Source organism: Paenibacillus faecis, from assembly GCF_008084145.1.
GTDB classification, from domain to species: domain Bacteria; phylum Bacillota; class Bacilli; order Paenibacillales; family Paenibacillaceae; genus Fontibacillus; species Fontibacillus faecis.
In genome coordinates this window covers 783,936-807,951 of record NZ_VSDO01000002.1, presented here as the reverse complement: position 1 = coordinate 807,951, position 24,016 = coordinate 783,936, and the positions used below count along the sequence as shown (strand labels likewise).

The 24,016-nt window shown below is 53.5% G+C and carries 26 protein-coding genes and 1 other annotated feature (1 of these 27 running past the window's edge); of the genes, 2 read left to right on the top strand and 24 right to left on the bottom strand.

What is annotated here, in order from left to right; all coding sequences use genetic code 11:
* Window positions 1-127: 127 nt before the first annotated feature.
* The 21 genes from FRY98_RS11580 to FRY98_RS11480 form a co-directional block, all read right to left on the bottom strand.
* On the bottom strand, window positions 128-1,114 hold the full coding sequence (locus FRY98_RS11580) for an ABC transporter permease (protein WP_148451899.1): 987 nt from the start codon (window positions 1,112-1,114) through the stop codon (window positions 128-130).
* A complete protein-coding gene (locus FRY98_RS11575) occupies window positions 1,111-2,634 on the bottom strand; it encodes a sugar ABC transporter ATP-binding protein (protein WP_148451898.1) in 1,524 nt (507 codons plus the stop codon). Before FRY98_RS11575 ends, FRY98_RS11580 begins: the two co-directional genes overlap by 4 nt.
* Window positions 2,635-2,728: 94 nt before the next feature.
* Window positions 2,729-3,844 carry a sugar ABC transporter substrate-binding protein gene (locus FRY98_RS11570; RefSeq protein WP_148451897.1) on the bottom strand — a complete coding sequence of 372 codons (1,116 nt, stop codon included), beginning with the start codon at window positions 3,842-3,844 and terminating at the stop codon, window positions 2,729-2,731.
* Window positions 3,845-3,990: 146 nt separating this feature from the next.
* On the bottom strand, window positions 3,991-5,469 hold the full coding sequence (spoIVA, locus tag FRY98_RS11565; RefSeq protein WP_148452687.1) for a stage IV sporulation protein A: 1,479 nt from the start codon (window positions 5,467-5,469) through the stop codon (window positions 3,991-3,993).
* A 385-nt stretch (window positions 5,470-5,854) separates the two neighbouring features.
* Window positions 5,855-6,607: a DUF3939 domain-containing protein gene (locus tag FRY98_RS11560; protein WP_148451896.1), complete on the bottom strand. Its 753-nt coding sequence runs from the start codon at window positions 6,605-6,607 to the stop codon at window positions 5,855-5,857.
* Window positions 6,608-6,652: 45 nt separating this feature from the next.
* Window positions 6,653-7,009, bottom strand: coding sequence for a 2Fe-2S iron-sulfur cluster-binding protein (locus FRY98_RS11555; RefSeq protein WP_148451895.1), 357 nt, complete (start codon window positions 7,007-7,009; stop codon window positions 6,653-6,655).
* A gap of 15 nt (window positions 7,010-7,024) precedes the next feature.
* A complete protein-coding gene (locus FRY98_RS11550; protein WP_225039621.1) occupies window positions 7,025-7,672 on the bottom strand; it encodes a nucleotidyltransferase family protein in 648 nt (215 codons plus the stop codon).
* A 30-nt stretch (window positions 7,673-7,702) separates the two neighbouring features.
* Window positions 7,703-7,882 (bottom strand): DUF2768 family protein, encoded by a 180-nt coding sequence (locus FRY98_RS11545; RefSeq protein ID WP_148451894.1) that lies wholly within the window; start codon window positions 7,880-7,882, stop codon window positions 7,703-7,705.
* 146 nt (window positions 7,883-8,028) lie between these two features.
* A complete protein-coding gene (locus FRY98_RS11540; protein ID WP_148451893.1) occupies window positions 8,029-8,301 on the bottom strand; it encodes a stage VI sporulation protein F in 273 nt (90 codons plus the stop codon).
* Between the two features lie 98 nt (window positions 8,302-8,399).
* On the bottom strand, window positions 8,400-9,440 hold the full coding sequence (locus tag FRY98_RS11535) for an NAD(P)H-dependent glycerol-3-phosphate dehydrogenase (RefSeq protein ID WP_148451892.1): 1,041 nt from the start codon (window positions 9,438-9,440) through the stop codon (window positions 8,400-8,402).
* Window positions 9,433-10,044, bottom strand: coding sequence for a glycerol-3-phosphate 1-O-acyltransferase PlsY (gene plsY / locus FRY98_RS11530; protein WP_148451891.1), 612 nt, complete (start codon window positions 10,042-10,044; stop codon window positions 9,433-9,435). The genes FRY98_RS11535 and plsY overlap by 8 nt, the downstream gene beginning before the upstream one ends.
* A 15-nt stretch (window positions 10,045-10,059) precedes the next feature.
* The gene (gene der / locus FRY98_RS11525; protein WP_148451890.1) at window positions 10,060-11,382 is read right to left on the bottom strand and encodes a ribosome biogenesis GTPase Der; all 1,323 of its coding nucleotides are present in this window, start codon (window positions 11,380-11,382) and stop codon (window positions 10,060-10,062) included.
* A 190-nt stretch (window positions 11,383-11,572) separates the two neighbouring features.
* Entirely contained in the window at window positions 11,573-12,808 is a 1,236-nt protein-coding gene (gene rpsA, locus FRY98_RS11520) for a 30S ribosomal protein S1 (RefSeq protein WP_148451889.1), read from the bottom strand.
* A gap of 119 nt (window positions 12,809-12,927) precedes the next feature.
* Entirely contained in the window at window positions 12,928-13,509 is a 582-nt protein-coding gene (locus tag FRY98_RS11515; RefSeq protein WP_148451888.1) for a lysophospholipid acyltransferase family protein, read from the bottom strand.
* Entirely contained in the window at window positions 13,506-14,213 is a 708-nt protein-coding gene (cmk, locus tag FRY98_RS11510) for a (d)CMP kinase (RefSeq protein WP_148451887.1), read from the bottom strand. Before cmk ends, FRY98_RS11515 begins: the two co-directional genes overlap by 4 nt.
* 117 nt (window positions 14,214-14,330) lie before the next feature.
* On the bottom strand, window positions 14,331-14,540 hold the full coding sequence (locus tag FRY98_RS11505; protein ID WP_148451886.1) for a hypothetical protein: 210 nt from the start codon (window positions 14,538-14,540) through the stop codon (window positions 14,331-14,333).
* Between the two features lie 91 nt (window positions 14,541-14,631).
* Entirely contained in the window at window positions 14,632-15,285 is a 654-nt protein-coding gene (locus tag FRY98_RS11500) for a flagellar brake protein (protein ID WP_211373283.1), read from the bottom strand.
* Window positions 15,286-15,469: 184 nt separating this feature from the next.
* Window positions 15,470-16,825: a germination protein YpeB gene (gene ypeB, locus FRY98_RS11495; protein WP_148451884.1), complete on the bottom strand. Its 1,356-nt coding sequence runs from the start codon at window positions 16,823-16,825 to the stop codon at window positions 15,470-15,472.
* Between the two features lie 333 nt (window positions 16,826-17,158).
* The gene (gene prsW / locus FRY98_RS11490; protein ID WP_148451883.1) at window positions 17,159-17,848 is read right to left on the bottom strand and encodes a glutamic-type intramembrane protease PrsW; all 690 of its coding nucleotides are present in this window, start codon (window positions 17,846-17,848) and stop codon (window positions 17,159-17,161) included.
* A gap of 72 nt (window positions 17,849-17,920) precedes the next feature.
* Entirely contained in the window at window positions 17,921-18,541 is a 621-nt protein-coding gene (locus FRY98_RS11485) for a genetic competence negative regulator (protein ID WP_148451882.1), read from the bottom strand.
* 188 nt (window positions 18,542-18,729) lie between these two features.
* The gene (locus tag FRY98_RS11480; protein WP_148451881.1) at window positions 18,730-19,095 is read right to left on the bottom strand and encodes a hypothetical protein; all 366 of its coding nucleotides are present in this window, start codon (window positions 19,093-19,095) and stop codon (window positions 18,730-18,732) included.
* Window positions 19,096-19,191: 96 nt separating this feature from the next.
* On the opposite strand from FRY98_RS11480, the gene FRY98_RS11475 reads away from it, so the two are divergent.
* On the top strand, window positions 19,192-20,076 hold the full coding sequence (locus tag FRY98_RS11475) for a polysaccharide deacetylase family protein (RefSeq protein ID WP_148451880.1): 885 nt from the start codon (window positions 19,192-19,194) through the stop codon (window positions 20,074-20,076).
* Window positions 20,077-20,154: 78 nt separating this feature from the next.
* Here the strand turns inward: FRY98_RS11475 and serS are convergent, their stop codons facing one another.
* The 3 genes from serS to FRY98_RS11460 form a co-directional block, all read right to left on the bottom strand.
* Window positions 20,155-21,444, bottom strand: a complete 1,290-nt coding sequence (gene serS / locus FRY98_RS11470; protein ID WP_148451879.1) for a serine--tRNA ligase — start codon at window positions 21,442-21,444, stop codon at window positions 20,155-20,157.
* A gap of 238 nt (window positions 21,445-21,682) precedes the next feature.
* Window positions 21,683-22,048, bottom strand: a complete 366-nt coding sequence (locus tag FRY98_RS11465; RefSeq protein WP_148451878.1) for a hypothetical protein — start codon at window positions 22,046-22,048, stop codon at window positions 21,683-21,685.
* Window positions 22,045-22,638 (bottom strand): CPBP family intramembrane glutamic endopeptidase, encoded by a 594-nt coding sequence (locus FRY98_RS11460; protein ID WP_148451877.1) that lies wholly within the window; start codon window positions 22,636-22,638, stop codon window positions 22,045-22,047. Before FRY98_RS11460 ends, FRY98_RS11465 begins: the two co-directional genes overlap by 4 nt.
* Window positions 22,639-22,739: 101 nt before the next feature.
* On the opposite strand from FRY98_RS11460, the gene FRY98_RS11455 reads away from it, so the two are divergent.
* On the top strand, window positions 22,740-23,660 hold the full coding sequence (locus FRY98_RS11455; protein ID WP_148451876.1) for a hypothetical protein: 921 nt from the start codon (window positions 22,740-22,742) through the stop codon (window positions 23,658-23,660).
* A gap of 153 nt (window positions 23,661-23,813) precedes the next feature.
* Window positions 23,814-24,016, top strand: a binding site (T-box leader); it runs 35 nt beyond the window's last position.

The window sequence follows — 24,016 nt, the reverse complement described above, 5'->3', positions numbered from 1 at the left end:
TTGCCGTAGAATATACGTGGAACCGCGCATAAACCTTGGAATTTCCCGAAAAAATCGGGTTTTGACGAGGTTTAGGGCCTGCGGAACAAACTTATAGTAATACAGTCAAAAGATATTTTCAAGTTTTTTAAGTTTTGGACCGGTTCAGGACATAGAAAGTTACGGACAGCGCGAGTACCAGAACAGCCCCTTTGACGATGTCATGCGCAAAATACTGGACATTCATCATCGTTAACCCGTTCACGAGCACCCCGATCAGTACGGAACCCACAAAGGTGCCGATGATATTCGGTTTCCCTGCCCCGAGAACCGAAAAACCGACAAAAACCGCCGCTACGGCCTCCATCAGCAGCGGAGCTCCGGCATCGATCTGCCCTGAACCTACCCGGGAAGCGAACAGAATCCCCCCGATCGCGGCGAATACACCGGATGCGACATACGCCAGGGTCCGCACTTTTTTGACTTTGATCCCGGACAGACGCGCCGCTTCCTCGTTGCCCCCCGTTACATAAATCTGGCGGCCGTATTTGGTCCGGGTGAGGAAAAAGTGGACCAGCACGACGAAAATCAGAAGCAGGATGACGGAAATCGGGATTCCCAGCCATTTCCCCTGTCCCAGCAGCAGGAAAGTTTTGTCCATTTCTCCCGCCGCCTTACTGCCGTCCGGGAATTGCATATGATTATAAATCGTGTAGCCTTGGGCATATGTTTTATGGATTCCGCCCACGATGTACATCATCGCCAACGTGGCAAGGAGATCGGGAATCCGCATTTTGACGATAAGAAACGCATTGAGCAGGCCTATAATGGCCCCGATCGCCAGCGGCACGATTAGAACGATGTACAGCGGCATCTGGTACCAGATCATTAGAGTGGCCGTAACGACGGTGCTAAGCGACACCGTGGAGCCTACGGACAAATCAAACCCGTCGACCGCCAGCGATAAGGTAACCCCGATCGCCACAAAGGTTACGATGGCGATCGAATTTAAAATATCGGATATATTGCTGTAGGTGAAAAAGTAAGGCAGCCGGAACGAAAAAAAGGCGAAAACCAGCACAACCACGACCAACGCTCCGTATTTAAACGACAAGTTAAGCAATTTCTCTCTCATGACAGTTGTTCCCTCCGTCCCCCGCTAGCGTAAAACAACGCTTGTTCCTGTGTGATTTCTCCCCGCTCGAACACGCCCGCGATCCGGCCGTCAACCATGACGGCGATCCGATCACCGATCCCGAGGCCTTCATCCAGCTCGCTCGTGAAATAAACGATGCCTTTGCCCTGGGCGGCCAGGTTGCCGATGATCCGGAAAATATCGCTTTTCGCGCCGATATCCACCCCTTTGGTCGGTTCGTCGAAGACCAGCACCTCGGCCCCCCGCTCCAGCCACTTGCCGATGGCGACCTTTTGCTGGTTGCCGCCGCTCAAGTATTTAACCTCCAGCTTGGGGCTCGAGGTTTTGATGCCGAGCGCGGAGATGACCCTCTCCGCCAAGCTGCGCTCCCTGCGGGCGGACATGACGCCGAGGCGGCTTAATTGGCTGAGCAGCGGCAGGCTGAGATTCCGCTCCACACTGTCCTGGATGACGATCCCCTGCTTGCGCCGCTCCTCGGGAATGCTGACGATGCCGGCTTGGACCGCGTCGGCCGGCTGTCTGAAGCGGAAGGCCCGCCCCTTCAATTCGATCGTCCCGGCATCGGGGCGATCCGCGCCGGCCAGAAGGCGGGCCAGCTCGCTCTTTCCGGCGCCGACCAGTCCGACGACGGCCACGATCTGGCCGCGGCGAACCTCCAGGTCGACGCCGCGCACCTTGGTTCCCCGTTTCAAACCGTTGACGCGCAGCAGCACGTCGCCGATCTCCGCGGGAACCTTGGGGAATTCCTCGGCAAAGGTTTTGCCGAGCATGTGTGAAATGAGGCCGTCGATCCCTCCGGCATCCCCCAGAGGGCCGGTATAAACCACCCGGCCGTCCCGCATGACCGTCACCCGGTCGGCATGATCCATGACCTCCTGCAAGCGGTGCGTAATGAATACGCACGCAACGCCTTGATCCTTCAGTTCATGAAGGATCCGGAAGAAGCTCTCCGCCTCCGCTCCGCTGAGCGGCGCTGTCGGTTCATCAAAGATGATCACCTTCGCATCCTGGGACAAAATGCGCGCCAGCAAGATCATCTGTTTCTCCGCGATGCTCAGCTCCGCCACTTTTCGCTTGACCGGAACGTTGACCTTAAGCCGCTCCAGCACAGCTTCGGCCCGGCGGGCGGTCTCGCCCGGGGAGATCCAGGTTTTCGCCCCGGGCTTGGCGAGCTCGTCCAGCATAACGTTCTCCGCCACCGTCAGTTGAGGCACCAGGGCGGCATCCACCTCCTGATATACGCAGTGGACGCCGTGCAGTTTGGCGTCGGAGGGTCCTTGAAAGCGGACCTCCTGCCCCAGCAGCTTCATGCTGCCTCCGTCCCGCCCATAGGCGCCCGACAAGATCTTCATCAACGTGCTTTTTCCGGCGCCGTTCGCCCCGAGCAAAGCGTGGATCTGCCCGCCTTCCAGCGTCAAGTCCACTCCGTTCAAGGCGGTCACTCCGGCAAACGATTTCGTGATTTCCCGCATCTCCAGCACCTTCGGTGATAATGACATCTCCAAGTCTTCCTCCTTTCACCGGGAAAAGGCGGCGCCGTCCGTTGCCGGACGGCGCGCCTTGGTATTCTCCGAAAATTATAGGTTTACCGCGTTATTCCACGCCGTATTCCTTCATCCATTCCTGAATCCCTTGCTTCGATCCGCCCCAGCCTTCCACATACTGCGACAGTTCATCGGTGGAAATCTGCTGTTCCGGCAATGCCTCGCGCGTAACCAGAACGGCCTTCAAGACCACCTGATCGTCCGTCGCATCGCCATGCAGCTTCTGATAAGCGTAGCGGACCTGAATCCGTCCGATATCCTTCGGATCCACCGCCGCCGATGCGACCCACGGGCTCTTCGGATCCTGGATCATCTGCAGATCTTCATCGCTAAGGTCCATGCCGTACACCTTGATCTCATCGCGGCCCGCCAATTGAATCGCCCGGGCCGCGCCTTTGGCGAATTCATCCCAGGCGGCCCATACCGCGGTGATTTCGCCCTTCGGATACTGCTTCAGCACCGCTTCCATTTGCGTTTGGCTGTCCAGCGCCGGATTGGACGCATTGCCGAACGCGGCGATTTCCTTGATTTCGGGATTTTCCGCAAGGAACTTCTTATACTCCTGCTCGCGCCGTTCCATCGGCGCAAAACCCGCTACCCACACCTTGACGATGTTGCCCTTGCCGCCGCTGTCCTGTTTCAATTTGTCCAGGGTAAGCGCCGCGAGACTCTGGTCATCCTGGGACAGCACCGTGGCCCCCGGAACGTTTACCAGCGCATCGAACACCACGACCGCGATCTTCTGCTCGACCGCCTTCTTGATGCCGGGTTCTAAAAATTCCGCCGAACCGTGATCCGTCAAAATGACATCGAACCTCTGATTGATCGCCGACTCCAGCAAGTCAGCCATTTTGGCCCGATTGTTCTCCGCGACGAAGGTCGTCAGTTCCCCGCCGAATTTTTTCACTTCTTCCGTGACGCCCTGTACGTACTGCTGTGAAAAGGTGCCGGTATTGAATTCCATGATCAATGCGATCCGTTTGCCGGCCAGTTCTTTGCCTTCCGCGGTATTCCCTTCCCCCTCCGCCTGGGCGGCCGCTGCCGGTTCGGTGGTCCCGCTATTTTCGGCGGGCATTTTCTTGATGCCGCAGGCGCTGATCGTCAACACAAGCGCAAGCAGCAGCAGGATGAAGCCCGTTTTTTTCAAATCTGTGATTTTCTTCATCGTTTCTCCCCCTGAATTATGATATGTAAAAATCTTTATAGATTACTATAATGCCAAATACCAAGTATGTAAATCGGTTTTAGTAATTTAACGCAAAAAACGCGTTTGGCTCTTGTTCCCAGCCAAACGCGTTTGATGTCTATCGATCAAAGGATGATGGCGATCAAGCCGCCCGAACCTTCGTTAATAATTCTCCCCAGCGTCTCTTGCAGTTTATAGCGAGCATTATCCGGCATCATGGCGATTTTGCCCTGGATGCCTTCCCGGACGATCGAATGCAGCGAGCGGCCGAAAATATCGGACTCCCAAATCTTGATCGGATCGTTTTCGAAATCCTGCATCAAATAGCGGACCAGTTCCTCGCTCTGCTTCTCCGTTCCGATGATCGGCGCGAATTCGGACTCGACATCGACGCGGATCATGTGGATCGAAGGCGCGGTCGCTTTCAGGCGAACCCCGAACCGGGAGCCTTGACGGATCAGTTCCGGCTCGTCGAGCGCCATTTCCGCCAGCGACGGAGCCGCGATCCCGTATCCCGTCGTCTTGACCATCTCCAGCGCTTCCGCGAATCGGTCATACTCCTTCTTGGCATGCGTAAATTCCTGCATGAGCTGGAGCAAATGATCTTTGCCCCGGATTTCCACGCCGACCACTTCCATTAAAATCCGATCGTACAAATCGTCCGGCGCGTAAAGATCGATCTCGGCGACGCCTTGCCCCATGTTCAACCCGCTGAGCCCGGCCCGCTCGATAAAGTCGTACTCCATGAAGTTGCTGACGACCCGGTCCACGTCGCGCAGACGGCGGATGTCCTTGACCGTGTCGCGTACGGAATTTTCATAGTTGCTGCGGAGCCAATGGTTCTCATTCAGCACCATGACCCAGCTCGGGAGATTGACGTTGACCTCGTGCACCGGGAACTCGTACAGGACCTCGCGCAGGACGCCCGTGACGTCCTCCTCGGTCATCGTAGCCGCGCTGAGAGTAATGACCGGAATGTCGTACTTCGCGGCCAGTTCGCCCCGGAGCTGCTGCGTTTCCTCGCTGTTCGGGCGCGTCGAGTTAATGACGAGCACGAACGGCTTGCCGACCTCCTTCAGTTCGGCCACGACCCGCTCTTCCGATTCGACGTACGAGTAGCGTGGAATATCCGCGATCGTACCGTCCGTGGTGACGACGACGCCCAGCGTGGAATGCTCCTGAATCACCTTGCGCGTTCCGATTTCCGCCGCCTCCTGGAACGGAATCGGCTCTTCGAACCACGGCGTCGAAATCATACGGGGACCGTTTTCATCCTCATATCCCTTGGCGCCTTCCACGGCGTAACCTACGCAATCCACCAGTCTGACATTCACTTCAAGCCCTTCGGCCACCTTGATTTGCACCGCGTTGTTCGGCACGAATTTCGGTTCGGTCGTCATGATCGTTTTGCCGGCGGCGCTTTGCGGAAGTTCATCCACCGCACGCGCCCGATCGGCTTCACTCGCGATGTTCGGGAGCACCACCGTTTCCATAAATCTTTTGATAAATGTAGATTTGCCGGTGCGGACAGCTCCGACGACACCCAGATAAATATCCCCTCCGGTACGTTCGGCAATGTCCTTAAAAATGTCCACTTTCTCCAATACCAATGATATCCCCTCCTCAAAATTCGCCGAAGGAAAAATGCTCGCCGAGCATCCGCTTCGTTATTCGCCAATAATTTGAAATCATAGCTACGGTTAGGAGCGGCAGCTCCTTTGTACCTGTGTCCGCCGCCGCAAACCCGGGTGGAGAGAACAGCAACGAAGCGGCGTAACTCGTACATGCATTTGGACTAGTAAAATCATATGTACCAGATGCGGAATTATGACGGTTTAGACCGTCCGAGCCAGCTTTTTTTCGCGCCTCGCTTCGTCGCGAATATGACGGGCCATCTCCCGCCATATTGAATAGTTATGAATCTATCGTTTCCAATATGTATTTTTGGGCAAAAAAAACCGCAGCCGGCGGCTGCGAAATGAAGATAACTTATTCGATTTGCGGTACGGGAGTACCGTCGACCCAGCGGTAAGGGAGCGACTTGACCGGAACGAAATAGGACTGGTCGGTCAAAATCTCCCTTAAATCTTTATCTTCCCCGGGCTTTGCGCCCGTTTGGTCCAACGCTTGCATAATATCGAATGCATAATCTACATAAACGCGGCCGTCCTTGTCCACGAGATAGTCTAGAGGCTGACCGGAATAAACGCTTTTGAGGCTATAGTTTTCCGCTCCGGCCGCTTCCAGGTCGATCCTGTACACGCCCGGGGAAATCTCACCGTTCTCCTGAACGGGAAGTTTACCATCCCGCTTGCTCCGGTATAGATCGACCGCCCGCTGTACGTCATTGACCTTTTGCACGGTAGCCAAATCCATCACCTTGACCGTGGGATCAATTTCCTCATTGATCACGAGAAAATAGACGCTCCCCCCTTTTTCGAAGGCGGCCTGCGGGATTTGCTCCAAATACCCCTGTTGATTCAACTGGTCCAAATTGATTCTGAATTTCTCGTATCTTGGCGTCTCTTCACCCGCCGTTATAATCGGCAAAATCCCCTGATCTTCTTGGAATCGGTCGATGGCCCTTTGCACCCTGTCAACGCTTTCAATGTACGAAACCCGCCTTTCCTGCGGTTCTCCCCGATACAAACAGCCCGACAGCAACCCCGATAATAAAAATATCGTCAATCCGCACGCAAAACGGCGGTACATCCTTCCGCCCCGTCGTTTTCGATTCTGCATGGTTCAATTCAAGCTCCTTCATTTTATACTCTTTCGCCGGATGGGTCACCAAAGGCTGTCTTCCTCGTTTTGAGCTTCCAGCTGCTTGCGGATCGCCGCCTTCAGCGGATTTTCCGGCAAACTGACCGTGGCGGGTCCCACAACCTTGGCCTGGCAGGCCAAGCGGATCCCCTGTTCCAGCAGGGGACCCAGCTTGCGGCGTTCCGCCTCGCCGGGAGGCGTAAGTCCAGCCGGCGTCCCGTCCGTGCTCCTAACCTCCACTTTACACATCAGGCAGCCCGCATTTCCGCCGCAGCGGGTCGGAATATGAATCCGGGCTTTTCGGGCCGCCTGCAGGAGATTCGTGCCGGAGCGTACTTTTAACGTTCGATTACCCGGCAAAAAGGTGACTTGCGGCTCCATTCTCGGAATACCTCCTTATCGGCGGGCGTTCTCCAGTTCGCCCCACGGGCCCGACAGCAGCGGCTGATTCAAAAGCTCCGCCATTCTCGCAACAACCTCGGCCGACCACCGGTTCCGACGCAGCAGTTGATAGAGCAGCGGAAGATGCCCCTCGGCGTTCCGGCGCATGACACTGGCGATGTTCAAATAGCGATCCGGGCGACCTCTCAAGAGGTTGAACACAAATTCATGACTTAAGGGCATCAGGCGTAGTTCCGACTCGCCCAACCTTACCATCGGCGCGCCGGGCGCCAAAACTTCGTCCACTTCCGTCCGGTATACGGCCCCTTCGGTTTTCACCTGAAAACCGCCGACCAGCTCCAAAGTCCATTCGTTCAGCCGGTAATGGCTGAGTTGGGACACGTAAAGTCCGCTTTGGTCCAGGCGCGGTTCGTCCAAGGCACTTTCAGCCAACAGGCCGTGCAGTTCCTCCGCTCCGGTCATATCCGCATAAATGTCGATATCCCGGGGCGAAGTATCCAGGGGTACGCCCTGCAGCCAAAGTCCGCAGCTTCCCCCAAGCAGCCAAGCTTCCTTCGCTCCCTCACACCGCTGCGCAAGCGACTGGAGAGCGCGGCTGATATCCGGGAATTTTTCATTGAATCCCTTCATATCCAAGTCCATATTTAATCCTCTTCTCTTATCCCAGAAATTCTAGGTGATCGATACGAGTCCCGTTAGAAAACCCGCCAGCATAATGACGAAGGCGACCAAGGAAAGAACGCCGCGCAGGATCCCTTTCGTTTTGGTCCGGGCAAACGTAATCAAAAATACAGACAAGCCCATGACAAGAATCGCGGCCAAGGACAGCCACATTTTAGTCATTGCGTCCATGATCGGTACACTCCCTATCTGAATTCACGGCATGATTATGATGATTATTATAGCATCTCCGAAGCGTACAGGCTATGTAAACGAGAGTCTAATAAAAAAAGCTGCCATAGGCGGCAGCTCTGCCCATTCGGGCAGCCATCTCATATTTATTTCTTTATCATCATTTTCATTAAGGCTTCCATATTGTTGGGATTCATGCCGCTTTTCTTGACAGCTCCGACAATTTCGTTGACGGTGCTCTCCGAGACGGGGACCTTGGCCATCGCGGAAACCTGCTTGATCAGCTTTCTCAGTTCGGCCTCGCTCTGCATCGTCGAGGGCTTTACCGTGCTGGCCAGCTTTTTGACCGCGCCTTCCGAAATCTTCTTCCCGGTCTTCTTATTGATGGCATCCAAGGCATCCTTGGAAACTTTGCCCATATTCTCGCCTCCTCCATTGTCCTCCCCAACAGTTTATGAGAAGGAGCAGGAAAAGGTCCTAGGCCTTAGCGGATGATCCCCGATGCCCTTTAGATAACTCAGGTATGCCACTGCTCCCAGGTTTCCAGCGACATGACCTCCATTTCGGTTTTTCGGTCCCGTCCCATCAGCGCCTCCACCGCGGTTCTGGGATCCATTCCTTCGAACAGCACGTGGAAAAGCTGTTTGGCGATCGGCATCTGGACCTGGTATTTCTCGGAGATGGTGTGGGCCGCTTTCGTCGTCCGTATGCCTTCGACAACCATCCCCATCGAGCCCAGCACCTCCTCCAGCGATTTGCCTTCCCCGAGCAAATAGCCGGCCCGCCAGTTCCGGCTGTGCCGGCTCGTTGCCGTTACCACAAGGTCGCCGATGCCGGCCAATCCGGCGAAGGTGAGCGGATTCGCGCCCATCTCCACCCCGATCCGGGTAATTTCGGCCAAGCCCCGGGTCAAGAGCGCCGCCTTGGCGTTGTCCCCATATCCGAGTCCGTCGGACATGCCCGCGCCCAGGGCGATAATGTTCTTCAAAGCCCCGGCCAGTTCAACGCCGACCAAATCCCGGTTCGTATATACCCGGAAATAGGAATTCATGAATAAGTCTTGGGCCGCGGAGGCCTGCGATTCATCCAACGAGGCTACGACCACCGTCGTCGGACATCGTTTCACCACTTCCTCCGCGTGGCTCGGACCGGACAGCACGACAATCCGGCCCTCCTCGCAGCCGAGTTCCTCGGCAATAACCGTGGAGATCCGTTTTAAGCTCTCGGTTTCAAACCCTTTGGTGGCGTGGACGATCAGCATATCTTCCGTCCAATGCGGCTTCAAGGAGCGGGCAACCTCCCGTACGGCCGAAGAAGGTGCCACAATGACCACCGCTTTGGCGCCTTCGACGGCTTCCTTCATGTCTGTGGTTGCGCGCAGATGGGGCGGTAGTTCCACGCCCGGCAAAAAGCGCTCATTACGGTGCAAATCGTTGATTTCATCCCGTTGCGCTGCGTTCCGGGTCCATACCATGACATCCATTTTCTTGTCAGCCAATACGCTGGCGAGGGCCGTTCCCCAACTCCCTGCCACCAGCACAGCAGCTTTGTCAGACAACGCGTTTTCCTCCTTTGGAGCCCAGCTTGTTCTCTTTGCCCTGGGCGATTTTCACGATGTTGGTGCGGTGTCTCCAAAAGGCGAAAACGCAAATGACCAGACTTGCCCAGAAATAGGGGCCGAATTCGCCTGTCACCGCAAGAAAAACCGGCGTCAAAAACACGAAAATCAAAGAGCCCAACGAGACGTATCTCGTAAACACGATCGAAAGAATCGCGATGATTCCGGCATACAAGGCCGGAAAGAAAACCAGGGTCGCCATGACCCCGATGGTCGTGGCGATGCCTTTTCCGCCGCGAAAGCGGAAGTAAACCGGCCAGTTATGCCCGATGATCGCGGCGATTCCGCTAAGCGAGGCGACCCAGGCGGAGTCGCCGCCCAGCCAGCGTCCGATCCATACGGCCGCGATCCCCTTGAGCACGTCCAAGGCCAGCACAAGAATGGCCGGACCTTTGCCGAGGACGCGGAGCGTATTGGTTGCGCCGGCATTCCCGCTCCCGTGCTGGCGGATATCGATCCCTTTCAGCGACTTGGCCAGCAGTACGCTGAAGCTGACGGAGCCCAGCAGATAACACACAATTACAGCTACGACAGGTAAAATCACTTCGCCTCTACTCCCCTAACCTTCATCTGACTTGCGCCGCGTGAACAACCGGATCGGCGTGCCTTCAAAGTCGAAGGCGGCTCTGATTTTGTTCTCCAGGTACCGTTCGTACGAGAAATGCATCAGCTCCGGATCGTTCACGAAAACTACGATGGTAGGCGGCTTGACCGACACTTGCGTCACGTAATTAATCCGCAGACGGCGCCCTTTGTCGGTCGGCGGAGGATTGATCGCAATCGCGTCGGAGACGACGTCGTTCAGCAAATGCGTCTGCACACGTTTCGTATGCTGGTCTGCGACATGCTGAACCACCGGAAGCAACTTATGCAGGCGCTGCTTGGTTTTGGCGGACAAAAACACCACCGGCGCATAAGTCATAAACAGGAAATGGTCGCGGATTTTTTGCTCGAATTGGTGCATTGTTTTATCGTCCTTCTCCACGACATCCCATTTGTTTACGACGAATACCGAGGCTTTCCCCGCTTCATAAGCGTAACCGGCGATATGTTTATCCTGCTCGATAATCCCTTCCTCCCCGTTGATGAGGACCAGGACGACATCGGCGCGCTCAATGGCTTTCATCGCCCGCATCACGCTGTACTTCTCGGTCGTTTCATAGACCTTGCCGCGCTTGCGCATCCCCGCCGTATCGATCAGCACGAACTTCTGCCCGTCCTTCTCGAAAGGGGTATCGATCGCGTCCCGGGTCGTACCGGCAATGTCGCTGACGATGACCCGCTCCTCGCCGAGTATGGCGTTGACGAGCGAAGATTTACCGACATTCGGGCGACCGATTAACGCGACGCGGATTACATCGTCTTCATACTCGTCGTCCGGCAGCTCCGGCAAGTTCTCGGCGATGGCGTCCAGCAGATCGCCGACCCCGGTGCCATGGCTGCCCGACACGCCGATCGGGTCGCCGAATCCAAGATTGTAGAACTCGTAAATATTGTCCATCCGCCCGATATTATCGACTTTATTTACGGCCACGATCACCGGCTTGCCGGAGCGGTAGAGCATTCCGGCCACCTCTTCATCGGAGCCGATGACACCGGCCTTGGCGTCGCACATAAAGACGATGACATCCGCTTCTTCAATAGCGAGTTCGGCCTGCATCCGGATCGACTTCAGAATCGGCTCCTCGTCATCCAGCTCAATTCCGCCCGTATCGATAATGCTGAAAGCTTTACCGTTCCATTCGGCGGCTCCGTAAATCCGGTCCCGGGTAATCCCCGGTTTGTCTTCCACGATGGCCAAGCGGTCGCCGATAATACGGTTAAAAATCGTCGATTTGCCGACGTTCGGCCTGCCCACAATGGCCACTACAGGTCTTGCCATACGCATTCCTCCCTAACCATTCGTCTATATTTTAATTTTTCGTGTCCTTTTTTCGTTATACCTAGAACATCATAGCAAAAAAAACCACGATTGGCGAACCGGGCCGACTTCGCTATTTCCCTTTGCCTAAATAAAATCGGCGAACCCGCTTGCAAGGGTCCGCCGATCCATTCGTCTGCCTGTATCCCGCTTATTTCAGTTTGCTCAGCTTATCGCCGAAACGTTCACCCAGCGTGATGCTCAGTCCTTGGTTGCTCAGCGAAACGTTCGGGTTGTCGCCCAAATCTTCTTTTCTCACGCTGCTGCCTTTGGAAGGCTTCTCGCTTCTAGGAGCCGGAGCAGGAGCTTCTTCGGTTTCCTTAATGCTAAGGCTTACCCGCTTCTCGGCCGGATTAACATCCAGCACTTTCACTTGAACGGTTTGACCTTCTTTCAGCACTTCATGAGGCGTGCCGATATGTTTATGCGAAATTTGAGAGATATGAACAAGTCCTTCAACCCCAGGCGCGATTTCCACGAAGGCCCCGAAATTAACCAGACGCTTCACTTCACCGCTTACGATGTCCCCGGTGTGGAACTTCTCGGCAGCCGTCTCCCATGGTCCCGGTGTAGCGGCTTTGATGCTAAGGCTGATTTTGCCCTTCTCCGGATCAACCTTCAACACTTTTACCTTCACCTTGTCGCCTTCGGAGAGAACGTCAGCCGGTTTGTCGACATGGTTCCAAGCGATTTCAGATACATGGACCAGTCCGTCCACCCCGCCTACGTCCACAAATGCGCCGAATTGAGTCAAGCGTTGTACCGTACCTTCCAGCACTTCGCCTTCCTTCAGTTCGCTCATGACTTTCAGCTTGTTGGCTTCAAACTCTTCGTCCAGCACATCCTTTTGGGAAAGGATGACTTTGTTGTTCTCCGGATCGATTTCCTTGACTTTAACACGCAGAGTGCGTCCTTTATAGTCGCTGAAATCTTCCACGAAATGACGCTCTACCATCGAGGCCGGAATGAATCCGCGTACGCCGACGTCCGCCACGATTCCGCCTTTTACGACATCGGCGACCGTAACTTCGAACGTCTCTTGACTTTCGAAGCGCTTCTTCAGCTCTTCCCAAGCATTCTCGCTATCGATCGCGCGCTTGGACAGAACCAGACGCTCTTTCTCGTCGTCGATGCTGACAACTTTGGTTTCCACTTCCTGTCCCACTTGAACGGCATCGGCTGCGTTGTCCAGGTGAACCGAGGACAATTCACGAATAGGAATAACGCCGTCGTATTTATATCCAATGCTTACATAAGCCTGGTTATCTTCAATTTTGACGATCGTTCCTTTTACGGTGTCCCCTTTTTTCAAGGATACGATTTGTTCCATTTCTTCCTGGCTTGCCGTTTCGGCAGCTTCAAACTCGTTTTTTGTTTCTTCCGACATGTGAATACCCTCCTCAATTCAGAAAACCCATTTATTTAAACCCGCCTGAAGCGAAGTTCAAAACATTCATTCCTAGCTTGCCAAATACCTCCTGCCTTCATGCATGAAAAGGGAGGCGGTCAGCCGCGTGATTTCAATTCCGCAATACGCGCCATAATCGCTTCGGTGGCCATTTCGGCGGCGTCCGCGCCCTTGTCTTCCTTGAAGGCCGACAGATCGACAGGCGGACCGTAAACCACTTTCATTTTGCGAAAAAGCTTGTAATTCCCAATAATCGCCACCGGTATAACGGCAGCGTCGCTCCGGAGCGCGAATGTAGCGGCTCCTCGTTTGCCGATGCTCGCGTCTTCCCCTTTGTTTCGGGTCCCTTCCGGAAAAATCCCCATGACATGCCCTTCACGAAGCAGGGTGAGCGCGGTCTTGATCGACTCCTTGCTTACTCCGCCCCGTTTAACCGGGAAAGCTCCGAGCTGCTTGATAAGCCAGCCTAAACCGAAGATGTCGAACAGCTCTTTCTTGGCCATAAAATGCACCTTCCGCTGAAGCAAAATGCCTATGGTCGGCGGATCAAGATTGCTTAGGTGATTGGAGCACAACAGCACTCCCCCTTCGGCCGGAATATGTTCCAAGCCGTGGGCCTCCAAGCGGAACAACAGCTTGTAAATGAGGCGCAGCGCACCCCGGCAAAAACTGTAGATCATTCCGTTTCTCTCTTTCTAACATAAGTTCTGCACATGGAAACGATGGCCTCGGCCACCTCGTCCGGCGTCATGTTCGTGGTATCCAGCAGGACGGCGTCTTCCGCCTGCCGGAGCGGGGAAATTTCCCTTTCCCGATCCAGCCGGTCCCGCTCGTCTATATCGCGAATGAGCTGATCCAAGGTGATCTGATCCCGTTCCTTCATCTCTTTGTAACGCCGCCGGGCGCGTTCCTCGACGCTAGCCGTCATAAAAACCTTGACCTCCGCATCGGGAAGAACCGTTGTACCGATATCGCGACCGTCCATGACGACGCCTTTGCGCAAAGCCATTTGCCGCTGCAGAGAGACAAGCCTGCCTCGCAGCCCCTCGATTTGAGCATATCGGGACACCTGGGCGTTCACCGCAAGGGAACGGATCTCCTCCGTCGCCTCTTGCCCGTTGACGCTAACCCGTTGCCCATCTTCTCCGGGTATTAATTCAATAACCAGGTTGGGCACCGTTTGAAGCACTTTTTCTTCGTCTTCCGGTTCGATTCCAAGCTGCTGAAAATACCAGGTTGCCGCCCGGTACATCGCACCGGTGTCGACGTATATGTATGACAGCATGCCTGCAACCCTGCGGGCGATCGTACTTTTGCCGGCTCCGGCCGGTCCGTCGATCGCGATGTTGATTTTGCCAGATGATGATGACGCTCCGCTAACCAAAAGGGGATTCCTCCTCAGAAGACGGTCTCAAGAAAAAAGCAGGCATTGCCTGCGACGTGAAAATTATACCACACAAAGCAATGGGATGCAAAAGCCTTCCGCGCGAAAAGGCAGATTTTAACGGTTTTCCGCGCGGCGAATCGGAGTTCCTTCGTATTTTTCGGCGGATGCCAAAAGATGTCGAATGACCGGAAAGGACATGAGCGCCTGAGACAGAATCAGACAGCATAGCAGGACGATCAGCGCCTTGCGTAGCCCATGCTCCACCCTGTCCGAAAATTGCAGGAACAGCGATACGTAAATTTCCCGATCTTTATTTTCGCGCATGAAGTTTCACCTTTTTCCGAAAAAGTCACCCTGTCCCAACAGGTTGCCCAAAAAAAGGCAGAACCTTGCATCCGCCCGGAGATACCGATAATTAGCGGTTTCGGAAATCAAATTGCCGCTCAAAGCAGTAGCGGATAATCTTCTGCCGCTCCATATCGGAAATGCTGACAAATTTCAACATCACGAGGTCTTTCCCCGTTTCCAGTTTCTTGGTCCGCACGACTTCGGCTTCAAACGGAGCGTGTTCAATGCTCCCGTTCTTATAAGGCAACAGCAGCCAACAATATAAAGGGTCGCCTTCTTTTAATCTGTACTTACCGTCGCAAATCATCGAAACCCCACCGCCGCCAACATCTTCGGTCAGCGCCACAAAGCGGGTGTTGTCCTGCACCCGAACCGCGATTTCCAGCTCGGCAACGACCCGCAAATAATGCCGGCGTTGAATTTTGGTGATCGCCTCCGGTTCCGGTTTGCGAATCCGGACCAATTGAACGACATCGTCCGCGTAGCCGAGGACATATGTATTAAAATAATTTTTCACACCGTCTTCGGTTAAAAAATAGACGGACAGCTCGTCTCCCGCAAATAGCCTTCTTATTCTTCCGCTGCCGACTTCGATCGGCACCTCGATCAAGTAAAACTCATCCCCGAGGTCCGCGATTCGGGATTTGCATTCCTTGTCATCTTCCTTTTTATCCGCAGAGGCGACCTGGATATAAATCAAATCATTTACTTTTGGCAACAACGTTTCCACCGACCCCTTTATTCATCTTGCTGCTTTTCGTCACTTAAACGATTATATCATGAGCCGGGTCGATGGAGGAGAGTTTTGTACCGGCGAATTACAAGAAACCCTTTATTGAGACTATTCCCAAAAAACAATAAAGGAGAACCCGATGCCGGGCCTCCTTCTTTAAACCGTTATTCACTTATGAACGGGTTCCCTGTCCGCGGCTGCGAATTTCTTCAACGGTTTCTTCGGTCCCCGTTTCCGCATTGATGAAAATCTTATAATCCGAGCCGTTGATCGATCCCCCGAATTCGTAGGTAAGCACCTTTTCCGACATGTCGTTCTCGATCAGGGCCAGACGATGGTATTTCTCCTTAAATTCCGAGTTCAGGAATTTCCGCGCTTGCTGCAGCGTCAGCTTCGGTTTGGGCACTTGCTCCCGATTTTCCCGTTCGTACACGTAATCGCTGGCCTGCAAGCCCGTCACTTGGCCGTTATCCAGACCCACCCTTACGGTTAACTTCTCGGGGTACAGCAACACGCCATCCTGCTTGGATACAAAAGTAAAGGTGCCAATGTTGTCATACTCGTCATAGGAAACGGGAGTAAGATCCGGATATCCCTTTTCCTGCAGAAATTTTTCCGCGGACGCTCTGGCTTTGCCGGTACCGACCGCTTTAGGCCCGATATTTCGGTCATGCACGTAGGAAATCAGGTAACCTCCGTTTCGGGTATAGTCCAGGGTGACCCTTTCCCCCTGATTGCCTTGCCGCTGCGCCGTAAACGAAGCCCACTCGGTGCCGCGGCCGTTTTCGACTACTTTAAACGAATTCGCATCCGGCGTGCCCGTAAAGCGGGCGGCTTCCGTTTTGATCTTCTGCTCGGTCACCGGGGCTCCCCCCAATTTCTTGACCGACCGTTTATTGTACATGCTTGAGACGGATGGACCCCAATCCAACTCGGGATATTCGCCCACCTTCTTGTCAACGGTTTTGAAACCGTCGATGATGGTGTTGTCATTAGGTTCCCTTTGGCTCGCCAAGGCCGTCTCCACGTCCATCCAGCGCAGACGGTTGCTGATAACCTTGTTCTGAACTTCCTGAAGATTCTTGGAGATCTCAGCGGAACTTTTATAAAGTTCCTTCAGGTTTTTAAGCTCGCCGTCGGTCAAAGGCTGCTTCGTTAAATCCCGAATTGCCGTCTGATAAGAAAACTTGGAAATGCGCGACAGGAACTCCTCGGTTTTGTTAAACGGCAGCAGCGTCAGCGGCAGTTGATTGATTTCATTCTGGGCTTCGCTCGTAATCCGCCATACGTTAACCAGGCCTTTCCGGTGCGAACCTGTGGATGCGGTATGTACCGCCAACGTATTCCCGAGCTCCCTGTGGAGTTTGTCCACATGGAAGGACAAATCATGAAACGCCCGTTGGTACTGGTTTTCCGCCTTGATCAAAATCGCGTTTTTTTCCTGGTTCTCCTGATAGCCCCAAACCAGGGCGCCGATCAATAGTATCGTGGCAACCGGAAAAAGTATAGCACTCAATCGTTTATACATCGGTAATCGGACTCCCTTCTTCAACTGTCTGAGGGTAGTTTGACTAGAAGCTGGGAGGTTTATGCATTCATAACTTCAGAAGAGAAGAACCGTTCATCCTGCTCACGCCTAGAGGTGCTCCTCCTCGATTTCAAAAGCGTGGCGGTTGTCGCAGACACACTGCTTAAAACCCGTATCAATCTGTCCCTTCTCTTTCTTCCCGCGGAGAATAAACCTTTCCCCGCAGTTCTTGCATAAAATTTTCACTTTTACGCGCACAAAAAAAGCACCCCTTTCAGAATACCGGCCATCAGCCGCGCTTCCAAAATAAAGGATGCCCTCTTTGAATTCATCTTAATCTTGTCCCCTGGCTTCCGTGAGACGGAAAGGAGACCGGTTGTTGGCGCGGTACATTTTGCCGATCCCTCCGTACCATAAAAAAGCCATCAGAGGGACGATGTACCAAATCCAATAATGCGTCACATTGTCCAGGATCCAGTCGTAGACCCCGTGCCACAAAAGCGGGAGCAACAAGGAATAAATCAAGAACTTGGTGCTCTTCCGCCCGGTGGAGAATTTCGCCCTTCCCATGTAATATCCCATCATCACGCCGAACATCGCATGCCCTGACACCGGAAGCAGCGCCCGCACGATCAACGTGCCGATCGAAGCGTGGCTGGCGAACGCATAAATGACGTTCTCCACGGTGGCAAAACCCAAGGATATCGCGGCCGCATATAAAATGCCGTCATAGGGCTCGTCAAATTCGGTGTGATTGTAGATCATATGGAAAAGAACAAACCACTTTAGGGTTTCCTCCACCCCGGCGGAAATACCGAAGGCCGAAATAAGCGGACCTTCCCCCAACCAAATCGCGATGCCGCGCTGCACGATCATTACCGGCAGAACGATCAGAAAACCGAGCAGAAACACTTTAATAACCATATGCAGTGGTTCGGCATCATACTTGTCCTTCAAATAAAAATAGGTCAAGAGAGCAATACCGGGAGCAACCGCTGCTGTGGCAATCGAGAAAAAGAGCAACGGTATCCCCCCTTACCTTCCTCAATGACCGTCTTCTCTCCCGTGACTCGTTCACGCAAGAAACAGCTATCTTCAATCCTGACGTTTAAAATGGCTGCAGATGACGCCGATCGCGTTCTCCGCCATGATCACGTCTCCGTATTCGTCCAGCATGGCCGATGTTACGGAGGTAGCCTCGCCAAATTCGGCGAGAACGGCAATCAATGCCGGCACTTTCGTCTCGTCAAGCTCGTCAGGTTCCAGCCTCAGAACCCATTTCCCGTTATATTTATACAGTCTCCCGGCGTCGTCTAGCATAGGCCGGAGAACGTGAGCCGCTTCAATCAGCACCTCAAAATCATCGAAAGAGTAGAGAATCGTATCGCTCTGTTCCAGCGTCACTTCCATCTCGTACACTTCCTCGGGCAGTTCGTCTTCATAAGGCGAACTTGCTCCAAAATGATGGTGATCGTATTTGCCTCGTGTAACGATGACGACCATACCTTGAGCAGGAAGCGCGAACACTTCGACCGCCAAAGGACCCGTAGCATCAAAGCCCACTTCGTTGTAAGCCTGATCCATCATCTCCGTGAACAGATCGTGGACCTTCGGAATTTCCTGCCACATATCCTCTTTCTGAATACCGCGTTCGCTCAGATCGTCAAACGTGAGGAAAATCCGTATTTTATCCTGACCAAGTCTTTCAATCCTCATACAGGATCCTCCTCTCCATGCCTTGTTATAACAGATTATGAAACCTGCTGTAATATGTGCTGGAAATGGTTCTTTGTAAGTATGTTATCATTAATTTTCTCTAAATGCACGTAATAAAATAATCAAAAAAGAATCATTTTCCGCATTCCTCCAAAGGACGCGAAAAATGATTCTTAAGCGTGCCGAAATTAGATGCCGGGAATGGCCGAACGGGTTTCTTTGAGGATCGCCTCGACCTCGCGGCGGACATCGGCGTCCCCTTTAATGAAATCGGTGATCTGCTTCAGACTGTATTCTTTCGAATGACCCGCATCTGCCTTTGAAACCGAACTGGGATACACCTGGGCCGTGGGGTCGGCTCCATTTTTTCCCGAAACTGAATTCGAGGCTGCATGCGACGTTTTGTCATCGTTGTTCCCATCCTGGATCGCCGGCAGTTTAATCATGGATCCCGCTTCGCTAAGCATGGACATCCAACCGCCTTTTCGCCGGGATGCCAAGCCCGTCGCCACGGCGCCTAGGATAACGCCAAATAAAAACGAGGAAGATTTCACCTAAACAACCTCCTTAGATATGTTAAAATCAGTTGTAGTGTTCGCGCTTTACAACAAACTCATGCGGCTTAAATACAGGAAAGCGAGTTGATACGCTTGATCAGCAAGAAAGCGCTGCTCATCGCAGCCTTGTGTCTGTTGTTAAGCTCGTGTGCCCAGAAACAGGACGAACCTCCCCAAGCGGAGCAAACGACTCAGGCACAAACCGTTCCGGCAAACGCTCCATCCGCCGGCGACACGAGCGACAGTCAAACGGTGCAAGAAGAGACCCCGGCGCAAGCCGGCGATTCGGACAAGCCGAACGCCGAACCGACGAAGGATACGGAACTCCCGCCATTGCTTTATCATATCGATAAGGCCTACAATGTGAAGCCGAATGAAGACGGAACCGAGAAAAAAGTCGTATTGCTGACTTTCGACGACGGTCCAAAGGAGAAGGAAATGATCGAGGGATTGATCGATACGCTGGACAAACATCAGGCGAAGGCGATCTTTTTCGTGAACGGGTATCGTGTCAAGGCGCATCCGGAGCTTCTAACCCTGATTCACGAGCGGGGGCAGATTATCGGGAACCACAGCTGGGATCATATCGATCTGAAGAAAGAATCGGCGGCAAGCGCCCGCAAACAGGTGGAGGACGTTCAGGACATTGTGGAGAAAACGATCGGAGAGCGCCCGCGCTTTTTCCGGCCGCCGTTCGGCTCCGGAAACGACCGGCTTCATCAAATTGTCGAGGAGAACGACATGATCTATATGACCTGGTCAAACGGTTCCTTGGACTGGGATTCCAAAAACAAGAACAAACCGGAGGCGGTCATCCAGAATGTGCTTGACCAGCTTCATCCCGGCAGCAACATCCTTATGCACGAACTGCCGTGGACGGTGGAAGCCCTCGACGAACTGCTGACGAAGCTGGAGGCCAAGGGCTACGGTTTTGCGGATCCCCGCAGCATCGGAGACAAGCCGGTTGCCGGTCAGTAAACTTTGAGCCAAAGAAAGGAACATATCCAAAAAAGGGGCCGAACTGAAGCATGCCTTCAGTCGGCCCCTTTTTTAAGCTTATAAATTCGGCTTTAATATGTCCATCCCGGCCATATACTTGCGCAATGCCTGCGGGATGTGGATCGAACCGTCCTCCCGCTGGTGGTTCTCGAGTAAAGGAATCAGGATTCGCGGCGACGCGACGGCCGTATTGTTGAGGGTGTGGCAATATTCAAGCTTCCCCGCCTCGTTCCGGCAGCGAATGTTCGATCTGCGCGCTTGAAAGCCGTGCAAATTCGAAGACGAATGCGTCTCGCCGTATGCCCCACGGCTGGGCATCCAGGTTTCAATATCATACTGCTTGTACGTTTTCTGCGACATGTCCCCGGCACAGACCGCCATAACCCGATACGGAAGCTCCAGCAACTCCAGCAAGCGTTCCGCGTGCCGGGTAATTTCCTGGTGAAGCGATTCCGACACGGCGGGATCCGGTCGGCACACTACGACCATTTCCACCTTTGAGAATTGGTGAACCCGATACAACCCGCGGACATCCCGCCCCGCCGACCCTACTTCGTTACGGAAGCAAGTCGAGACCGCAGCCAGCTTGATCGGCTCGCTCACATCCACGATCTCATTTTGAAAAAACGAAATAAGCGGAACCTCCGAAGTGCCTGCGAGCCATAAATCTTCCCCATGGATTTGATAGGCCTGGTCTGCGCCCAGCGGAAAAAATCCCGTGTTCCACATTTGCTCCCCTCTCACAAGCATGGGGACCTCCACCGGCTGGAACCCAGCCTCCATCACCAGATCCAGAGCTAGCTGCTGAACCGCCCGATGAAGCATCACTCCAGGCCCTCGCAGAAAATAACTCCGGCTGCCGCCAACCTTGACCCCGCGTGGAATATCCAGCATGCCGTGCATAAGACCCAGCTCCACATGGTCGCGAGTTTGAAAGTCAAAACTTGGCGGCGCCCCATGTTTCCGGAGCTCCACATTATCCGCATCGCTGTCCCCCGGCGGCGTGTCGGGCGATGGCACGTTAGGGATGAGGCCCATCAGCCGGTCGAATTCCCGCTGGGCCTTATCCAGCGCCTTTTCGGTCTCCTTCAACGCCTCATTCCAGCGCCTGACCTGCATTTTCGAATGATCGACGCTCTCATTCAGCCGCTCCCCCGACCGAGAGGATTCCGCTATCATTTTCGTGCTCTCGTTTTTCCGCCGCCTCAAATCCTCCGCTTGCTTCAGCAGCTCTCGCCGCCGGTCGTCCCATAGCAGCAGCTCCGCGACCGAGACGCCGATTTTTTTGGCGTCCGCCGCCAATTGGACCGCTTCCCGGTGTTCGCGAATCCATCTTACATCCAACATACCCACACCGCCTCTTTTCCTTGAGATAAAAAGACAAAGAGCGCCCTCATCCTTGGGACGAGGAGCGCTCTGCTCGCGGTGCCACCCAACTTATTGCAGCAAGCCAAACACTGCAATCGCTTGGTTCCGCGATAACGGGCGGTCCGGTAAACTTGGAGATAACACGCTCTCCTGGCGAATACGCCTCCGAGTTGGATGCTCTTCATCGGCATAGTACGGATTTGAAATTTTTATCATTTTAACTAAAACCCAGCGGAAATGCAACCCCGCCGGAGAGACCGTACTTCTCCCCCCATGGGGAATCGCTCAGGCCCCACCATAGCAGGACGAGCAGGATAGCGACGAAAACATAAAGAAGCGTATTAAAAAACCATTTTGTCCACTTGACGCGCTGCGAGGGGTAGAGCTCCCTACGGGTCGGAAGCTTGCTCACCTCCACCTCGGCGGACTCCTCCCCGCCCGTGCGGGTAATTCTCCCGGGAGCAACCCCTCCGGTTAGCTCCGCCGGCATGGCCCGAGATGGCAGCGCACCGCCTTCCGCTATCGCGCTTTTTCCTTTGCGACTCCGTTTATGACGTTCCGATCTACTTAAACGTTCGTTCATGGTTCCCTCCGATATTTAATCACTAACCCAGAGATGAGGTCGATGAGAAAATGGCAAACGATCGGGGCCCAGAGGGTCCCTGTTTGTACATAGATATAGCCGAGACCGTAGCTGCTGGCAAAAACCCAGCCCGTCGGCAGCCAATGCCTCAAGTAACGGATATGGATGGCCGCGAAAAGCACGCTGGTCCAATACGGCCCGATTCCGTGCTGAATGGCGCCGCGAAACAACAGCTCCTCGCACACCGCTACGACCAGGGCGATCAGCACGATGTGCCAAACCGGCCGGGTCCTGAACAGCTTGTTGTTAATCCCGCCGTCATCCATCGCTTCCTCCATGATCAATTTGGAGAGCGCCAGATCGATTAGAAACATGGCGGCCGCCAGGCCTGCGCCCCAATATAGGAAATTTGGATCATTTGGAAAATTTAAGATGGAAAGCGGGTTTCTTTTCTGAAAAAAAAGGATGATTAAGCCGATAAATAAAGCAAGTCCCTGAGTAAAGTACAGGTTGATCAGCAGCAGTCGATCGTCGATCTGAGCCGGATCCACTTTTTGAATTTTTATGTTGCCGAATTTGAATTTTTTCATAGTTTATGTCAGACCCTGTCCTTTAGAATATGGTATGAAGATGCATCCGGCCTAGTCTTACAGACTCACGGACTAAAATATGGATAAGGAGCGTTCGTTCTATGAACAGTAAGAAATCATCGCGTTTTGAGGTCTGGTTTACCTTCGGATTCCTGTTTACGCTAATTGCGGCGTTCGGCACTTTCATGCTCGGGCTGAGCATGGGGATTACCCGGACGGAGGCCAAGTATTTAAATTATAAAGCCTCCGCCCTCGAATCGGAAACCGAGGCTTCCTACGGACAGCAGGATCTGGTCACTTTCTATTATGTCGTTTATCAACCCTATCAGCAATTTAAAGAAGAATACATAAGCATGGAAGATCGCCTGCAAAGAGCGGATTCCAAACTTGCGGCGGCCAAGATTTTAAAGGAGACGCAGAATTCCGCGCAAAACCAATACGGCCTGATCTCGGCCAATCCGATTTCAGGATCTTCGCCTCTGCTGAAGCAGGCCCAGAACGACATTTTAAAGAGCCTGAAACTGTTTGACGAAGGCATATCCCGAAACGTATCCTTCATGAGCGGCCAAGCCGGTCCCGAGCTTGCCAAGGCATTGTCCGGCGACGAATTCACGCAAAACGCCATGGATTACGGATTGAAAGCTCAAACCAAGTTCTACGCTTCGATTTTGAAATGGAGCGCCAAAACGGATCGGCAAATTCCGGATCAATACTCGTTCCAGGCCGACACGACAATCAAGCAATGGAAAACATACCCGCTCGCTCAGAAAAACAAGGCGGTATCGGACATCATGCAGAACAGCAGATTGTATGTAACTTATCATCCGCAGGATATGACGGCTAAAATCGACCAAATGATCGCTAGCGGCAAGGCTTCCGCCCTGAAACTAAATTCTGTGTCTTCCATTGTGAAAATCCTCACAGAAACGGAAGCCGTTCAAAGCAAAGAATTCAAAAAGTGGAGAGCGACGTATTATAAATCCGAGCTTCTGCCCGAGCTCCCTTTCTTTATGGAGAACTGAGCATACGCCTTCAGTCGGGAGTTTTCGACATACCTAAAATGATAACTAAAATGCCACCTCGATTCAAGGCCGTCAAGCCTTCGACTGCTCGGGTTCCGAAAGAGTATTGACACGTTCTTACGCAGCATGATACATTATGAAAAATTAGATCTGCAAAACACGTTGAAGGAAAAGAAGTCGTCCGAAAGCTCTCAGAGAGCCGGTGGTGCTGCAAACCGGTAGCGGAAAGACAACTTTAGCGATCCTGAGTCACTGCGTTGAACCTCTTGCGACAAGTCAGTAGGCGCAGTCGGATGAACTCCGTTATCATTCCGTCATTTCGACACTGAGGCTGTGACCTGTAAAGGCGCGGCGAA

Excerpts from the sequence above, each read along its gene's own strand:
- FRY98_RS11580 (WP_148451899.1), bottom strand. The coding sequence starts at position 1,114 with ATGAGAGAGAAATTGCTTAACTTGTCGTTTAAATACGGAGCGTTGGTC.
- FRY98_RS11575 (WP_148451898.1), bottom strand. The coding sequence starts at position 2,634 with ATGTCATTATCACCGAAGGTGCTGGAGATGCGGGAAATCACGAAATCG.
- FRY98_RS11570 (WP_148451897.1), bottom strand. The coding sequence starts at position 3,844 with ATGAAGAAAATCACAGATTTGAAAAAAACGGGCTTCATCCTGCTGCTG.
- FRY98_RS11560 (WP_148451896.1), bottom strand. The coding sequence starts at position 6,607 with ATGCAGAATCGAAAACGACGGGGCGGAAGGATGTACCGCCGTTTTGCG.
- FRY98_RS11555 (WP_148451895.1), bottom strand. The coding sequence starts at position 7,009 with ATGGAGCCGCAAGTCACCTTTTTGCCGGGTAATCGAACGTTAAAAGTA.
- FRY98_RS11550 (WP_225039621.1), bottom strand. The coding sequence starts at position 7,672 with ATGGACTTGGATATGAAGGGATTCAATGAAAAATTCCCGGATATCAGC.
- FRY98_RS11545 (WP_148451894.1), bottom strand. The coding sequence starts at position 7,882 with ATGGACGCAATGACTAAAATGTGGCTGTCCTTGGCCGCGATTCTTGTC.
- FRY98_RS11540 (WP_148451893.1), bottom strand. The coding sequence starts at position 8,301 with ATGGGCAAAGTTTCCAAGGATGCCTTGGATGCCATCAATAAGAAGACC.
- der (WP_148451890.1), bottom strand. The coding sequence starts at position 11,382 with ATGGCAAGACCTGTAGTGGCCATTGTGGGCAGGCCGAACGTCGGCAAA.
- rpsA (WP_148451889.1), bottom strand. The coding sequence starts at position 12,808 with ATGTCGGAAGAAACAAAAAACGAGTTTGAAGCTGCCGAAACGGCAAGC.
- FRY98_RS11515 (WP_148451888.1), bottom strand. The coding sequence starts at position 13,509 with ATGATCTACAGTTTTTGCCGGGGTGCGCTGCGCCTCATTTACAAGCTG.
- FRY98_RS11505 (WP_148451886.1), bottom strand. The coding sequence starts at position 14,540 with ATGCGCGAAAATAAAGATCGGGAAATTTACGTATCGCTGTTCCTGCAA.
- ypeB (WP_148451884.1), bottom strand. The coding sequence starts at position 16,825 with ATGTATAAACGATTGAGTGCTATACTTTTTCCGGTTGCCACGATACTA.
- FRY98_RS11485 (WP_148451882.1), bottom strand. The coding sequence starts at position 18,541 with ATGAGGATTGAAAGACTTGGTCAGGATAAAATACGGATTTTCCTCACG.
- serS (WP_148451879.1), bottom strand. The coding sequence starts at position 21,444 with ATGTTGGATGTAAGATGGATTCGCGAACACCGGGAAGCGGTCCAATTG.
- FRY98_RS11465 (WP_148451878.1), bottom strand. The coding sequence starts at position 22,048 with ATGAACGAACGTTTAAGTAGATCGGAACGTCATAAACGGAGTCGCAAA.
- FRY98_RS11460 (WP_148451877.1), bottom strand. The coding sequence starts at position 22,638 with ATGAAAAAATTCAAATTCGGCAACATAAAAATTCAAAAAGTGGATCCG.
- FRY98_RS11455 (WP_148451876.1), top strand. The coding sequence starts at position 22,740 with ATGAACAGTAAGAAATCATCGCGTTTTGAGGTCTGGTTTACCTTCGGA.